This window comes from Cytobacillus sp. NJ13 (assembly GCA_030348385.1).
Lineage (GTDB): Bacteria > Bacillota > Bacilli > Bacillales > Cytobacillaceae > Cytobacillus.
On the sequence record JAUCFP010000006.1, the window covers coordinates 594,754 to 608,811 of the forward strand.

The 14,058-nt window shown below is 46.2% G+C and carries 16 protein-coding genes; all 16 read left to right on the plus strand.

Annotated elements, in window-relative coordinates:
- Positions 1-7: 7 nt before the first annotated feature.
- The 16 genes from cobK to QUF73_02940 all read left to right on the plus strand — a co-directional run bounded on the left by cobK (position 8) and on the right by QUF73_02940 (position 13,886).
- On the plus strand, positions 8-778 hold the full coding sequence (cobK, locus tag QUF73_02865) for a precorrin-6A reductase (GenBank protein ID MDM5225140.1): 771 nt from the start codon (positions 8-10) through the stop codon (positions 776-778).
- Complete coding sequence (locus QUF73_02870; protein ID MDM5225141.1) at positions 766-1,440, plus strand: precorrin-8X methylmutase; 675 nt, start codon at positions 766-768, stop codon at positions 1,438-1,440. Before cobK ends, QUF73_02870 begins: the two co-directional genes overlap by 13 nt.
- Positions 1,415-2,551, plus strand: coding sequence for a cobalt-precorrin-5B (C(1))-methyltransferase (locus QUF73_02875; protein ID MDM5225142.1), 1,137 nt, complete (start codon positions 1,415-1,417; stop codon positions 2,549-2,551). The genes QUF73_02870 and QUF73_02875 overlap by 26 nt, the downstream gene beginning before the upstream one ends.
- Entirely contained in the window at positions 2,526-3,719 is a 1,194-nt protein-coding gene (gene cbiE / locus QUF73_02880) for a precorrin-6y C5,15-methyltransferase (decarboxylating) subunit CbiE (protein MDM5225143.1), read from the plus strand. The genes QUF73_02875 and cbiE overlap by 26 nt, the downstream gene beginning before the upstream one ends.
- Positions 3,720-4,424 (plus strand): precorrin-2 C(20)-methyltransferase, encoded by a 705-nt coding sequence (cobI, locus tag QUF73_02885; GenBank protein MDM5225144.1) that lies wholly within the window; start codon positions 3,720-3,722, stop codon positions 4,422-4,424.
- Positions 4,421-5,203: a precorrin-4 C(11)-methyltransferase gene (gene cobM / locus QUF73_02890; protein ID MDM5225145.1), complete on the plus strand. Its 783-nt coding sequence runs from the start codon at positions 4,421-4,423 to the stop codon at positions 5,201-5,203. The genes cobI and cobM overlap by 4 nt, the downstream gene beginning before the upstream one ends.
- Positions 5,196-6,329 (plus strand): cobalamin biosynthesis protein, encoded by a 1,134-nt coding sequence (locus tag QUF73_02895; GenBank protein MDM5225146.1) that lies wholly within the window; start codon positions 5,196-5,198, stop codon positions 6,327-6,329. The genes cobM and QUF73_02895 overlap by 8 nt, the downstream gene beginning before the upstream one ends.
- A complete protein-coding gene (locus QUF73_02900) occupies positions 6,329-7,714 on the plus strand; it encodes a cobyrinate a,c-diamide synthase (protein ID MDM5225147.1) in 1,386 nt (461 codons plus the stop codon). Before QUF73_02895 ends, QUF73_02900 begins: the two co-directional genes overlap by 1 nt.
- Positions 7,683-8,312: an NAD(P)-dependent oxidoreductase gene (locus QUF73_02905; GenBank protein MDM5225148.1), complete on the plus strand. Its 630-nt coding sequence runs from the start codon at positions 7,683-7,685 to the stop codon at positions 8,310-8,312. The genes QUF73_02900 and QUF73_02905 overlap by 32 nt, the downstream gene beginning before the upstream one ends.
- A complete protein-coding gene (cobA, locus tag QUF73_02910) occupies positions 8,309-9,070 on the plus strand; it encodes a uroporphyrinogen-III C-methyltransferase (protein ID MDM5225149.1) in 762 nt (253 codons plus the stop codon). Before QUF73_02905 ends, cobA begins: the two co-directional genes overlap by 4 nt.
- Positions 9,064-9,618: a nitroreductase gene (locus QUF73_02915; GenBank protein MDM5225150.1), complete on the plus strand. Its 555-nt coding sequence runs from the start codon at positions 9,064-9,066 to the stop codon at positions 9,616-9,618. Before cobA ends, QUF73_02915 begins: the two co-directional genes overlap by 7 nt.
- 13 nt (positions 9,619-9,631) lie before the next feature.
- Entirely contained in the window at positions 9,632-10,171 is a 540-nt protein-coding gene (locus QUF73_02920) for a cob(I)yrinic acid a,c-diamide adenosyltransferase (GenBank protein MDM5225151.1), read from the plus strand.
- 64 nt (positions 10,172-10,235) lie between these two features.
- A complete protein-coding gene (locus tag QUF73_02925) occupies positions 10,236-11,072 on the plus strand; it encodes a class I SAM-dependent methyltransferase (GenBank protein ID MDM5225152.1) in 837 nt (278 codons plus the stop codon).
- Positions 11,069-12,109, plus strand: coding sequence for an iron ABC transporter permease (locus QUF73_02930; GenBank protein MDM5225153.1), 1,041 nt, complete (start codon positions 11,069-11,071; stop codon positions 12,107-12,109). The genes QUF73_02925 and QUF73_02930 overlap by 4 nt, the downstream gene beginning before the upstream one ends.
- Positions 12,110-12,111: 2 nt before the next feature.
- Entirely contained in the window at positions 12,112-12,876 is a 765-nt protein-coding gene (locus QUF73_02935) for an ABC transporter ATP-binding protein (GenBank protein MDM5225154.1), read from the plus strand.
- 23 nt (positions 12,877-12,899) lie between these two features.
- The gene (locus tag QUF73_02940; protein ID MDM5225155.1) at positions 12,900-13,886 is read left to right on the plus strand and encodes an ABC transporter substrate-binding protein; all 987 of its coding nucleotides are present in this window, start codon (positions 12,900-12,902) and stop codon (positions 13,884-13,886) included.
- Positions 13,887-14,058 lie beyond the last annotated feature (172 nt).

The following is a 14,058-nucleotide window of genomic DNA, read 5'->3' on the forward strand; positions in this document are numbered from 1 at the left end:
GGATCTCATGATTTTATTTTTAGCAGGCACAAGTGATGCGAGAGCATTAGCCATTCAATTGAAAAATCAAGGTTATCCCATATTGGCAACTGTTGTCACAGAATCGGCAGCGGACAGCTTGAAAGCTGAAGGCATTTCTTATAAAGTGGGGCGGCTGTCCGAAAAAGACATGATTGAACTAATTAGGATGCAAGAGATGACCACTGTGATTGATGCCAGTCACCCTTATGCGGAAGAAGCGTCAAAAACGGCAATGGCAGCAGCCAAAGCCTGCAACATTCCTTACATACGTTATGAAAGGCCAAATGAACAGTTTACATCACCACTCATAACTGAGGCTGAAAGTTATGAGGAAGCAGCAAAAGTGGCTCAAACGCATAAAGGGACAATCATGCTGACAACCGGCAGCAAAACGCTGGAAATCTTTACAAAGTATTTAATGCGTGATGATATCCGGCTTGTATGCAGGATGCTTCCAAACATGGGAAACATGGAAAAATGTCATAAGCTTGGCGTTAAACAAAAGGACATTATTGCGATCCAGGGACCATTTTCTGAATCATTAAACAAAGCTCTTTGTGAGCAATATGAAGTGACCTTGATGATTACAAAAGAAAGCGGCAAAGTGGGATCGGTGGATGAAAAAATGACCGCTGCTCTGGAGATGGGGATTCCTGTTATTTTGATTAAGCGGCCGCCTCTGCATTATGAAAACTTCTGCACTTCTTTCGAAGAAGTGACTCGAAAATTGGGAGGATTATACACATGGCAAACATGAACTTTAATACCACATTTGTACCGTTAACGGTAGATCCGGATAAAATTTATGATCACAGCTTCGCGATTATTAAAGAAGAAATGGGCGAACATTCATTTACAGATGAGCAGTGGCTGGTGGTTCGGCGAGTCATCCATGCCTCGGCAGATTTCGAGCTGGGCAGAAGCATGATTTTTACATCAGATGCCATTGAGGCAGGGGTTCAATCTATTTTAGCGGGCCGTCATGTCGTGGCAGATGTACAGATGATTGAAAGCGGGTCAGGACGCAAGCGATTCCAAAAGCATGGCGGGGACCTGCATTGTTATATTGCGGATGAAGATGTCTCAAAAGAAGCGAAGTCTCAGGGAACAACACGTGCGATTATTTCTATGCAAAAAGCAACGAGTCTTCATGAAGGAGGAATCTATGCCATCGGCAATGCGCCAACAGCATTGCTTGAATTGATTCGTTTAATTAAAGATGGCCTAGCAAAACCTGACTTGATTATTGGCATGCCAGTCGGCTTTGTATCAGCGGCAGAGTCCAAAGCCGAACTGGCCGTGCTTGAAGGAATCCCATTTATTACGAATGCAGGGAGAAAGGGTGGCAGTACAGTGACGGTCGCTGCATTGAATGCCATTTCGATTATGGCGGATGAACGGGCAAAAGCAGCGAAATAAAAAAGATCCATCCCAAATGCGGCACGGCTATACAACAGGTGCTTGTGCCGCAGCCATGACAAAGGCAGCACTGCAGGCACTTGTGACCGGAGAGGTGCCAAATGAAGTTACGATTTATCTGCCGGTTGGCCAGTATGCCACTTTTAAAGTGACGGCTTTTGATAGGTCAGATGGCCGGGTCATGTGCGAAACGATCAAAGATGCAGGGGACGACCCGGACGCCACCCATCAGGCACGAATTCAAAGTACGGTCACATATGCGAAAAAAGAAGGCATCCATTTAGATGGCGGGATCGGTGTAGGACGAGTCACAAAAGCTGGGCTGCCAGTAGCGGTAGGGCAGGCAGCGATCAACCCTGTGCCGCGTAAAATGATCCATGGTGTCGTCCAGGAAGCAATAGACAAATATAAAGTAAATCGCGGCATTGAAGTGGTCATTTCGGTTCCGGACGGTGTAGAAATAGCTGAAAAAACATTGAATGGCCGATTAGGCATTATTGGAGGCATCTCAATTTTAGGTACACGGGGAACCGTGGTGCCATTTTCCAGTTCAGCCTATATGGCAAGTATCGCTCAGGCGATCAATGTCGCAAAAGAAGCAGGATGTGAGCATTTAGTCATTACAACAGGCGGACGCAGTGAAAAATTTGCCATGAAGCAGTATCCTCACTTGCCAGAAGAAGCCTTTATTGAAATGGGCGACTTTGTCGGGTTTACTTTAAAAAATATTGCACGTAAGAAAATACCGAGAGTCTCTCTGGTGGGGATGATGGGGAAGTTCTCAAAAGTTGCCCAAGGCGTAATGATGGTTCACTCCAAAAGCGCACCAGTCAGTTTTGAGTTTTTAGCAGGCATGGCAAATAAAGTGGGTGTTGAGGAAGATATCCAGCGGGACATTTTACAGGCGAATACGGCTTCGCAGGTGGGTGACATTCTTCAGGAAAACGAAGCATTCTTTGAAGCCCTTTGCCGAAACTGCTGCTACTATGCACTGAATCATATGAACGCAAACGTCAAAGTATCGACAACTCTGTATGCCATGAAGGGAAGCTGTCTAGGAAAGGCTGAGAATATTGACAAATTGGATGAAGATGATTGGTATCGGGGATAATGGCGCAGAAGGATTGCTCCCCTCATACATAGACTGGATTCATGAATGTGATGTCCTGGTCGGCGGGGAGCGTCATTTGCAATTTTTCCCGGAATTTACTGGAGAGAAAAAAGTAATCAAAGGCGGCTTGTCTGCATTAACGGCTGACTTGCAGCAGGAAACACGCAATACAGTTATTTTGGTTTCAGGTGATCCGCTGTTTTACGGGCTAGGCAGTGTATTGGCGAGAAAGCTTCCATTGGAGATTTATCCTTATACAAGCTCTGTTCAGCTCGCTTTTTCGAAAATGCAGGAAAGCTGGCAGGATGCGTATATTGTCAGCCTGCACGGCCGTTCTATTAAAGGCTTTGCCCAAAGAATCGACGGGCGGAAAAAGATTGCTATTTTAACAGACGAAAAGAATTCACCACAGGCCATTGCAGCGTATTTAAAGAAGTTCGGCATGACCGAGTATGATGCATTTGTTGCTGAAAATCTGCAGGGGGAAGAGGAGCGGTGCCGCTTTTTCACCTTGGACGAAATGGAGCAATCGTCTTTTTTTCCATTGAATGTGGTGATTTTAAAGCAGCGTGTGGCAGTGGAGCGTGCTTCCCTGGGAATTCCGGATGATAGGTTCATGCAGAGAAAGCCGGATAAAGGCTTGATTACGAAAAAGGAGATCAGGACTCTTTGTCTGCAGGAATTAGAGCTGAAGGAAAACAGCATCGTCTGGGATATCGGTACCTGCACCGGATCGGTTGCAATTGAAGCAGCGAAAATAGCGCGGGAAGGTGCCGTGTATGCGATTGAAAAGAATGAGGGCGACCTGGAAAACTGCCTTGAAAATCAATTGATCCATCGTACAGATTTTACTGCTGTCCTAGGAAAGGCGCCTGACCGTCTGGAGGAATTTCCAGATCCGCATGCGATTTTTATTGGCGGCAATGGCGGGAATATGGAGCATTTATTGCAGACATGCATTTCTCGCCTGCAGTCACAAGGCCGACTCGTAATGAATATTGCCACGATCGAAAATCTCGCAGAAGCCATGCAGCATTTAAAAAATCTGGGCTGTGAAGTATCCATATTGCAGGCGCAGATTTCAAAAAGCAAGCCAATCTTGCATTTAACGCGCTTTGAACCGTTAAATCCAATTTTTATTGTGACGGCAAAGAAAGGAAAGAACTAAATGAGAATCGGAACTTTATATGGATTGGGAGTCGGGCCGGGAGATCCGGAATTAATCACGGTAAAAGCATTCCGCAAATTGCAGGAAAGCCCGGTCATTGCTTATCCCAAAAAATTACGTGGCAGTAAATCCTACGCCCATCGTATTGTTGACATGTATATAAACCCGGATGAAAAAGAGATGCTTGGTTTGGTTTTTCCAATGACAAAAGATGAAGATACACTAATAACTGAGTGGACAAAATCCGCACAAACTATTTATGGCTTTCTGTCTCAGGGAAAAGATGTGGCATTCGTGACGGAAGGGGACCCGATGCTGTTCAGCACATTTATTCATTTAATGAAGCTGATGCAGACGATGCACCCGGATGTTCCAATTGAAACGGTAGCTGGTATCTCATCCTTTAATGGTTCTGTTAATCGCTTAGGAATTGCCCTGGCTGATGGGGATGACCATGTCGCGATGATTCCGGCAACGGAAAATATGGAAGAAATGCGGCGGGTGATTGAGACTCATGATGCGATCGTCTTCATTAAAGTAGCGAAAGTATTGGACGATATGCTGAATCTATTGGAGGAAATGAATTTATTAGATAAAACACATGTTGTAACAAAGGTTACATCAGACGAAGAGGTCATTTGGAATGTACATGAGCTCCGTGGTGCTGAATTAAATTACTTGTCATGTATGGTGGTGCGCAAATGAAGAAAATTTGGATTATCGGAGCAGGTCCTGGAGATCCCGATTTAATTACGGTAAAAGGCTTAAAGCTATTAAATAAGGCTGATGTTGTTATGTATACCGATTCACTTGTCAGCGAGACATTAGTGGCGGAAGCCAAGGAGTCCGCAGAGATTATCCGCACAGCCGGAATGCATCTTGAAGAAATGGTGGAATGCATCGCTGAGCGCGTCAATGCAGGCAAAACAGTCGTACGTTTACATACAGGCGACCCGGCGATGTACGGGGCAACGATGGAGCAGGTGGCACTATTAAAACAGCACGATATCAGCTGTGAAGTTGTGCCAGGCGTCAGTTCTGTTTTTGCCTCCGCGGCCGCAGTGGGTGCAGAGCTGACCATTCCGGATTTAACACAAACACTTATATTAACAAGGGCTGAAGGGCGGACACCAGTGCCGGAGCGTGAAAAATTACAGGCTTTAGCCAGCCATCACTGTACAATCGCGATGTTTCTAAGTGCTACCTTAACAAAGAAAATCACAAAAGAACTGCAGGCAGCGGGATGGGCAGACAATACACCGGTTGCGGTTGTGCAGCGTGCTTCATGGCCGGATCAGAAAATTGTCCGCACCACACTGTCTGAGCTGGACGAAGCGATGCGTGTCAACGGCATCCGCAAGCATGCGATGATTCTGGCAGGCTGGGCATTGGACCCGCATATCCATGAAAAAGAATACCGCTCGAAGCTATATGACAAAACGTTCACACATGGCTTCCGCAAAGGTGTGACGGCGAATGATTAGTTTGCGCGAAGGTGAAATGCCGGTAATCGAAAAGCGCAAACCCTATGCCCTTGTTGCCATTACAAAGCATGGGGTGGCGCATGCAAGAAGCTATGTAGAAAAATTTCCGTATGCAGACCTTTATTATATGAAAAAATTCGAACAGGGTGATGAAGAAGCACGGCAAATTCAGTTATTTGATGGCACGGTCCGCCTGTTACTGCCAGCGTTGTTCCAGCAGTATAAAGGGATTATCTGCATCATTTCCCTCGGTGCTGTCGTCCGCATGATTGCCCCGCTTTTGATCGATAAAAAGAAAGACCCTGCCGTGCTGGTGGTTGATGATAAAGGACAATTTGTTGTCAGCGTTTTATCCGGCCATATTGGCGGTGCCAATGCATTAACCCATGAATTTGCCCATGCGATTGGGGCGGCACCCGTTGTGACCACCGCATCAGATGTTCAAAAAACGATTCCCGTGGATTTATTTGGAGCCCAATTTGGGTGGATGTGGGATAGCGAAGAAAAATTAACCCCTGTCAGTGCATCGGTTGTCAATGAAGAACATGTGGCGATCGTGCAGGAAAGCGGGGAAAAGAATTGGTGGACGTATGATCGGGAATTGCCGGACAATCTAAAGATTTATCCATCAATAGAGGAAGCCATCAAGGCAAAGCCGCAAGCGGCACTTCTTATTACAGACCGTATCCTAGAACCGCATGAGGAGGCACTGATCGAAAACGGCGTCCTGTACCGTCCAAAATCAATTGTTCTCGGCATTGGCTGCAATCGCGGAACCTCAATGGCTGAGATTGAACGAGTCATCGATGAAACATTGGCAGAAATGAAGTTGAGCAAGAAAAGTGTGAAAGCCGTTGCGTCTATTAATCTAAAGAAAAACGAGGCAGGCCTGCTTGAATTAACATCTAAATATAACTGGCCGTTTGTTACATACACACCTGAAGAGCTGAATGAGATTCCGATGCAGAATCCGTCAGACACCGTCTTTAAATATACTGGCGCGTATGGGGTCAGTGAGCCGGCGTCCATGAGGTATGCGAATGCGAAGGAATTGCTGCTGGAGAAAAAGAAAAGCGGCAATGTGACCATCAGCATTGCACACGTCAACTTTGAGGAGGGAAGATGATGAATCGATTTGTTCTGGCCGGAACGGGAAGCGGTGTCGGAAAAACAACCTTCACCATCGGCATTATGCGTGCGCTGATGAAGCGCGGGTTAACCGTACAGGGCTTTAAATGCGGCCCCGATTACATTGACCCAGCGTATCATACAGCTGTCACCAGACGCCCTTCCCGAAATATTGATAGTTTCATGATGTCCCATGATACGGTGCGTGCCATTGTCGCAAGAGCGAGCCGCGATACAGACGTATCAGTGATTGAGGGAGTGATGGGTTTTTATGACGGCAAATCACCATTATCCAATGAAGGATCAGCTGCCCATATTAGCGGGATTACAAAAAGTCCCGTTATTTTAATTGTCAATGCGGCAAGTATGGCAAGAAGTGCAGCGGCGATTGTCAAAGGGTTTCAAATGCTTGATGAAAACTCCCATATCGTTGCTGTTCTCGCCAATCAATTAGGAAGCAAAAGCCATTATGACATTGTCAAATCAGCGATTGAACAAGAATGCGGAATTCCTGTCATTGGCTATCTCCCAAAGGGAGCTATAGCTAAGATGCCAAGCCGTCATCTGGGCTTGGTGCCGGCCATAGAACGCGGTGATTTAGATTCCTATTTTGACAGTTTGGCAGAAGCGATTGAAGAAACAGTCGATATTGATCAGCTTCTGGAACTAACGAACGCCCAAGTCCTGGAGATTTCCTCTTCGATTTTTGATGCACAGCCAGACAGACAGGAAGTACATATTGCGGTTGCCAGAGATGCGGCCTTTAATTTTTACTATGAAGAAAACTTAGAATTGCTGCGTGCCCATGGTGCCACATTGCATTTCTTCTCTCCATTGGACAACGAGGAAGTTCCTGAAATAGCGCAGGGGCTTTACATCGGCGGCGGCTTCCCGGAAGAGTTTGCTGAAGCTTTGGCAAAAAATGAAGCAGTGAAGCTTTCCATCAAGGCCGCGCTGGAGCGGGGGCTGCCGACATTGGCAGAATGCGGAGGATTTATGTATTTAACAGAAGAAATCGTGGATCGAAAAGGACAGGCATTCCCGATGATCGGTGTGATTCCGGGCCGGGTAAGGATGCAGGATAAATTGGCTGCGCTCGGGTATCGTGAAATTACAGGTGTTCCGGGCAACTTCCTAATGAATGAAGGAGACCAGGCAAAAGGGCATGAGTTCCATTACTCTTCATATGAAGGAGAGCATTCATCACCTGCTTATTTTAGCAAAGGCCGCTTCCGCTCTCAGCAGGAAGGCTATTTAACTGATAATCTTGTTGCCGGCTATACACACTTTCATTTTGCATCGAATCCACAGCTTGTGAAAAATTGGCTGGCAGCTTGTTTGGAGGCAGAACATGAATTATTTCCCGTTATTAATGAATCTTGACTATAAAAAGGTGGTTATTGTCGGAGGCGGACATGTGGCACGCCAGAAGGCTGAAGCGCTGCTTCCGACAAAAGCCCAAGTAACTGTGATCAGCCCAACGGTGACTGAAAAATTGCTGCACTATATTAATGAAGGATATTTGACATGGAAAGAAAAATCCTTCGAACCGGCTGATTTAGATGATGCAGCACTGATATTCGCTGTCACGAACGACGAAGAAGTAAACAATGCAGTGGAAGAAGCAGCCCAGCATTGGCAGCTGCTTAGCCGTGCAGATGCAAAGGGCCGTGTTGATTTCATTAATCCCGCAGTTGTACGCCGCGGTGAATTCGTCTTGACCGTATCTACATCTGGCGCAAGCCCCGGTCTGACCCGCAGCGTGAAGTCAGAATTAGCAGAGCAATATGGAGAGCATTACGCGCAGTATGTGTCTTTTTTAAAGGAAGCCCGTCAGCGAATTTTAAAGAAGTTTACGGGGGATGAGAAAAAGCAGCTATTGGCAGAGCTATTGGATCCTCAAGTTTTGGAGTGGATGGAGCAAGGCAATGTGCAGAAGTGTGAAGCCTGGCTGCAGCAGCGGATAGGAGAAGAACTGTGAGCGGATTTGTCTATATTGTTGGAGCTGGACCTGGTGACCCTAAACTGCTGACGATTCGCGGATTGGAGTGCATTCAGCAGGCTGATGTGATTTTATATGACCGACTTGTGAATGCGGAAATGTTAACACATGCAAAAGCGGATGCAGAGCTGATTTATTGCGGGAAAGAGCCGGGCAGGCATGGATTGATACAGGATGAAATCCATCGGGTGCTGGTTGAACAGGCAAACCTGGGCAGGCAGGTACTGCGCTTAAAGGGCGGTGACCCTTTTGTATTTGGACGAGGTGCGGAAGAAGCTGCAATCTTGCGGGAAGCAGGTATTCCCTTTGAAATCGTGCCTGGTATAACCGCCGGGATTGCTGCGCCTGCTTACGCAGGGATTCCCGTGACACATCGTGATCATGCGGCAAGCTTTGCGATTGTGACAGGGCATGGCCGTGCCGAAAAGGAACAGGACTTTTTAAAGTGGTCTGCGCTTGCTCAAATTGACACGGTCGCCTTTTACATGAGCATTGGCAATATTGCTCACATTACGAAAAGTTTAATAGCCAATGGCAAAAGCGGAACAACCCCTGTTGCTGTGATTGAATGGGGCACAACTGCCAATCAGCGGACGATTACAGGGACACTCGAAACGATTGCAGAGGATATCCAGGTTCATGGCATCTCGAATCCATCGATGATTTTGGTTGGAGATGTGGTTGGAGTACGGGATCAAATTGCCTGGTTTATAGAAAAGGAGCATGAATTATGTTAGAAGCCTTGAAAAAACGCCGTGCGATTCGAAACTTTGAATCGCGCGAAGTAGAACGGGACAGAATCGAGACATTATTAGCAGCAGCCACATATGCACCAAATGACCGCATGCGTGAGCCATGGCATTTCTATGTATTGCAGGCAGGAAGCTTAAAACGCTACGAGCAGGTGGCCCTTGATTACTTGCAAAAACGCTTTCCGGCGAAGCCGCATTTAGTGGAAAGCTCCATGAAAGCCATCACGAACACACCCTTGATCATTGTCGTGACATCTGCCATTGTGGAAGGCGATGAAGGGGCGACAAAAGATAATGTCTTTGCCGTAAGCAGTGCCATCATGTCGATGTGGCTGATGGCCGAACAGCTGGGGTTAGGCATGGTATGGCGTACAAGAGGCGTTGGCTTAGTGCATGATACCGCACTGCATGACTTTATCGGTGCATCTGACCAGGAGCAATTGGTGGGGACTCTATGCATTGGCTACCCGGCAGAAGAAATATCTTCCGAGAAAAAGCGTACACCATTTGCTGAAAAGACAACCTGGCTTTAAGGAGGAATGTTCTATGGCACAAAACGGGATGCTGCTGGTTTATACAGGCGATGGCAAAGGAAAAACAACCGCCTCGCTTGGTGTCGCATTAAGGGCAATTGGCCGCGGCATGAAGGTGAAATACTATCAATTTATTAAATCACCGGAACGTACATATGGTGAACAGCTGGCACTAAGAAAACTGGGTGTTGAAACTGTTCAATTAGGAATCGGATTTACATGGACAAAAACACCGGAGGAGCATCGCGAAGCACTTGCAAACGCCTGGCAGACGGTAAAAGAAGAATTAAAAGATGAAACAACAGATGTGCTGGTGCTGGATGAATTGAATAATGCCCTGGCCATTACACGGTTTCCAATTGACGATGTGCTGCCATTCTCTGAGGTATTAGACGCCATTCAAAACCGTCCAAAAAAGATGCATCTGGTGATCACAGGGCGTTCTGCTCATCCTGCCATTCTCGATTTAGCCGATTTAGTGTCAACCATCGATGCCACCAAGCATTATTATGCCGAACAGGATGTTAAAGCCATGAAGGGGCTGGAGTTTTAAGCAGCCTGACCGAGTATTTAGGACCCTGTATCTATTTAGGTTTTGGAAATTGAGGAGAATTTCAATGATAAAAGAATCCCCTTTGCAATACGATTTTGAGAAGCTCTGGAAGGAAGGCATGCTGGATTGGCATGGCAGGATGCCGGAGCGAATGGTTGATGATGGGCTGGAAGAAGCCTTTTGGATGCAGTCCATGAAGAAAAAAAGATACAAGCAAACAGATGAATATGCCAAAACGATCTACGAAAAAATGAAACCGCATATCCCGGAAGACTCAAGCTGTATTGAATTCGGTCCGGGATGGGGCAACTATACCTTTCCGCTCAGCCAGGATGTCAGAAGGTTAACGCTGGTGGATGGTTCAAAAAGTGTGCTCGCTTACTTAAAGCAGTACTTTGAAGAGGATGCCCCTATCCAATTTGTCCACAGCAAATGGGAAGAAGCACAATTGGAGCCTCACGATGTCGTGGTTGGGGTGAACTGCTTTTATCGGATGTATGAAATGAATGAAGTGCTGAAGAAAATGAACAGGCTGGCAAAAAAGCGTGCCATAATCGGCTTAACGACCGGCCCTATTCAGCCGCATTACGTCCTATTGGATGAGCAGTTTGGCTATGACATTAAATACCCGCGCCGGGATTATATCATGATCCTCAACATGCTGTACCAGTTAGGCATTTATGCAGATTGTGAAATGATAAAGCTTGAGCGGGAGCATCGTTATGATACATGGCAGCAGTTAATTGATGCCGGGAGCAAGAAAATCTTATCGCACCGGTTTGAACAAGCACATGTGGGAGCCTCATTGGAACGATTCATTTCCAAAGAAGATGGACAGTATGTGTACCGTTATCCTTTCCATGCGGCAATCATCAGCTGGGAGCCTGTGAATCTTATATGACCAGGGCCCGGTTTACATTACTGATGGCTGCCCTGGCAGCGGGGCTGCTTGCTTCCATGATTTTTGCCGTGATGGTAGGATCTGTGGACATTACCCCGAACCTTATTTGGGAAGTGCTGTTCTCCAAGCTGGGTATATTCATAGCAACAGATGCTTCTAAGGCACAGACGGTTATTATTTGGGATATACGATTCCCCCGTATTGTACTTGCGGCCATAGTGGGTGCTGCACTGGCCATTTGCGGGGCAGCCATACAAGCGTTAGTAAAGAATTCAATCGCAGATCCCTACATTCTGGGTGTATCTTCAGGTGCATCTGTCGGAGCTGCATCTGTCATTTTACTCGGTGCATTCAGCGTTCTGGGGGTGTATGCCATATCCCTTGCCGCATTCTTAGGGGCCATTTTTGCGGTCATAATCGTGTTTTTTTTAGCACGTGTCAATGGACGCATATCGGTTGTTCGTCTTCTTTTGGCAGGGATTGCGGTTTCGATGGTATTATCCGCCATAACCAATTTTATGCTGATGATGTCCAAACAGCAGGGCGGCATTCAAGCGGTCATGCACTGGATGCTCGGCAGTCTGGCAGGCGCGAAATGGTCCAATCTGGGCATCCCATTTTTTTCACTGCTTCTCGTTTTTATTCTTCTTCTCATGAATTATAGGCAGCTTAATGCTTTATTGCTTGGTGAGGAAACGGCCGCGACACTTGGCGTTAATCTGGACCGGTTTCGAATCTTTATCATTCTCTTTGTATCCCTTCTGACCGGTGTGGTCGTCGCGGTTAGCGGAAGCATTGGCTTCGTCGGGCTGATTATTCCTCACATCGTGAGGATGATGGTGGGGTCTAATTACAAAATGGTTCTGCCAATAAGCGCCCTAATCGGTGCCATTTTCTTAGTTTGGGCGGATATGGCCGCACGTATAGTGCTGGCGCCTGAAGAAATGCCAATCGGGATTATAACCGCTATTTGCGGAAGCCCATTCTTTATCTGGATGCTTAGGCGAAAGCGTTATTCTTTTGGGGACGGTGAATAGGTATGATCCAGGTCAAAAATCTGTCCTTTTCAGTGCCGGACAAGCAAATTTTAAATAGTATCAATTTTACAGTGGAACAGGGAAAATTCGTTGGCATCATTGGACCGAATGGAAGCGGAAAATCGACGATGCTAAAAATCATTTACCGTCATTTAAAACAAACGAGCGGTTTAGTGACGTTATATGAAAAAGATATTCTCGATATCTCACAGAAAAAGCTTGCTCAGGAGTTAGCTGTTGTAAGTCAGGAAACACCGGTACTCTTTGATTTTACCGTAAAAGATTTGGTCATGATGGGGCGCACGCCTTACAAAAAATGGCTTGCCGCTGATAACCGGGAGGACTTTGCCATTGTGGAAGAAAGCATGATGCTCGCAAATGTCCTTCACTTGGAAAACCGCACGTTTAGCCAACTATCCGGCGGCGAGAAAAAAAGGGTGATGCTCGCACGCGCCCTTGCACAGCAGGCTAACATATTAATTCTGGATGAACCGACCAATCACCTGGATATTGAACATCAATATCAATTAATGGATTTAGTGAAGGATCTGCCGATCACCATTGTGGCAGCCCTCCATGATCTAAACCTGGCAGCAGGGTATTGTGATGAACTCCTTGTCATGAACGATGGAGCTCTTTATATGGCGGGGACACCGGAGCAAGTCCTGACAGAAGAGACATTAAGAGAAGTCTTCCGTATGCAGGCAGGTGTTTCGAAAAATCCATTTACCAAAAAACTTCATTTATTTTTTTACACAAACGATTAAATGGAATCGAGGGACCTATGAACATGAAAAATAGCAGAATTTGGGCTTTTCTGGTCTTAGCGGCAGCATTATTATTGGCCGCATGCTCAGCAGAAGAGGCAAACACAGCAAAGGTGAAAAGTGAACAAGCGGAGCAAACGGAGAAAGTTGTTATTGAAAATGAAGGCTTTGTGAATGAATACGAAGAAGCGCCAAAGCGTGCGATATCATTAAATCAGCATGTGACTGAAATCATGCTGGCGCTTGGTTTGGAAGATTCAATGGCTGGCACTGCATTTTTGGATAACGAGATTTATGAGCCATTACAGGAGGCATACGACAAGGTACCAGTATTAGCCGAGCAATATCCATCAAAAGAACAAGTCATCTCCGCAGAAGCCGACTTTCTATATGGCGGCTGGGACAGTGCCTTCAATGAGAAAAACATTGCAACACGCGAAGAATTAAAGGAGCTGGGCATTAATAGCTACTTGCAATCTTCATCTGTGAAAGTGGCACCCACTCTGGAAGATATCTATAGTGACATCCGCAACATTTCAAAAATTTTCCGGGTGGAAGAACGCGGTGAAAAACTAATTGCCCAAATGAATCAAGAGATTGAAGCCATTACATCACAATTGCCAGAAGTAAAAGAGCCATTGGATGTCCTGGTTTACGACAGCGGCGAAACAGATGTATTCACAGCCACACAAAACTTCATGAACACACTTGTCACAATGTCAGGCGGCCACAATGTCTTCGGGGATGTAAAAGGAAACTGGGCGACTGTCTCCAAAGAAGATGCAGTCGAACGTGAACCTGATGTCATAGTAGTGATTGATTATGGCTCAACAACTGCGGAACAAAAAATAGAATTCCTTAAAAAAGACCCGGCCTTAAGCCAGACACCTGCCGTACAAAACGAACGCTTTGTCATTTTGCCTTTATCAGCAGCATCTGAAGGGGTTCGTGTAGGGGAAGCGCTGGAGGTTTTGACAAAAGGTTTTTATCCGGAAGCTTTTAAAAATTAGGTTGTCTGTGAGGGTTTAGATTTCAAAATAGATTTATCTGCTGAGTTGATTGGAGCGGAGGGCACTTGATCCTCGAAAATGCATTCGCATTTTCTTCGTGCGGTGTTGATTCAGGGTAGATTATTCAATGTCCAGTGGGAGCAGCGGGACAGGTGAGACCCCGCAGGCGAAG

What these genes read in the sequence shown, in the direction of transcription:
- cobK (MDM5225140.1), top strand. Translation starts at nt 8, where the DNA reads ATGATTTTATTTTTAGCAGGCACAAGTGATGCGAGAGCATTAGCCATT.
- QUF73_02870 (MDM5225141.1), top strand. Translation starts at nt 766, where the DNA reads ATGGCAAACATGAACTTTAATACCACATTTGTACCGTTAACGGTAGAT.
- QUF73_02875 (MDM5225142.1), top strand. Translation starts at nt 1,415, where the DNA reads ATGAACGGGCAAAAGCAGCGAAATAAAAAAGATCCATCCCAAATGCGG.
- cbiE (MDM5225143.1), top strand. Translation starts at nt 2,526, where the DNA reads ATGAAGATGATTGGTATCGGGGATAATGGCGCAGAAGGATTGCTCCCC.
- cobI (MDM5225144.1), top strand. Translation starts at nt 3,720, where the DNA reads ATGAGAATCGGAACTTTATATGGATTGGGAGTCGGGCCGGGAGATCCG.
- cobM (MDM5225145.1), top strand. Translation starts at nt 4,421, where the DNA reads ATGAAGAAAATTTGGATTATCGGAGCAGGTCCTGGAGATCCCGATTTA.
- QUF73_02895 (MDM5225146.1), top strand. Translation starts at nt 5,196, where the DNA reads ATGATTAGTTTGCGCGAAGGTGAAATGCCGGTAATCGAAAAGCGCAAA.
- QUF73_02900 (MDM5225147.1), top strand. Translation starts at nt 6,329, where the DNA reads ATGAATCGATTTGTTCTGGCCGGAACGGGAAGCGGTGTCGGAAAAACA.
- QUF73_02905 (MDM5225148.1), top strand. Translation starts at nt 7,683, where the DNA reads ATGAATTATTTCCCGTTATTAATGAATCTTGACTATAAAAAGGTGGTT.
- QUF73_02915 (MDM5225150.1), top strand. Translation starts at nt 9,064, where the DNA reads ATGTTAGAAGCCTTGAAAAAACGCCGTGCGATTCGAAACTTTGAATCG.
- QUF73_02920 (MDM5225151.1), top strand. Translation starts at nt 9,632, where the DNA reads ATGGCACAAAACGGGATGCTGCTGGTTTATACAGGCGATGGCAAAGGA.
- QUF73_02925 (MDM5225152.1), top strand. Translation starts at nt 10,236, where the DNA reads ATGATAAAAGAATCCCCTTTGCAATACGATTTTGAGAAGCTCTGGAAG.
- QUF73_02930 (MDM5225153.1), top strand. Translation starts at nt 11,069, where the DNA reads ATGACCAGGGCCCGGTTTACATTACTGATGGCTGCCCTGGCAGCGGGG.
- QUF73_02935 (MDM5225154.1), top strand. Translation starts at nt 12,112, where the DNA reads ATGATCCAGGTCAAAAATCTGTCCTTTTCAGTGCCGGACAAGCAAATT.
- QUF73_02940 (MDM5225155.1), top strand. Translation starts at nt 12,900, where the DNA reads ATGAAAAATAGCAGAATTTGGGCTTTTCTGGTCTTAGCGGCAGCATTA.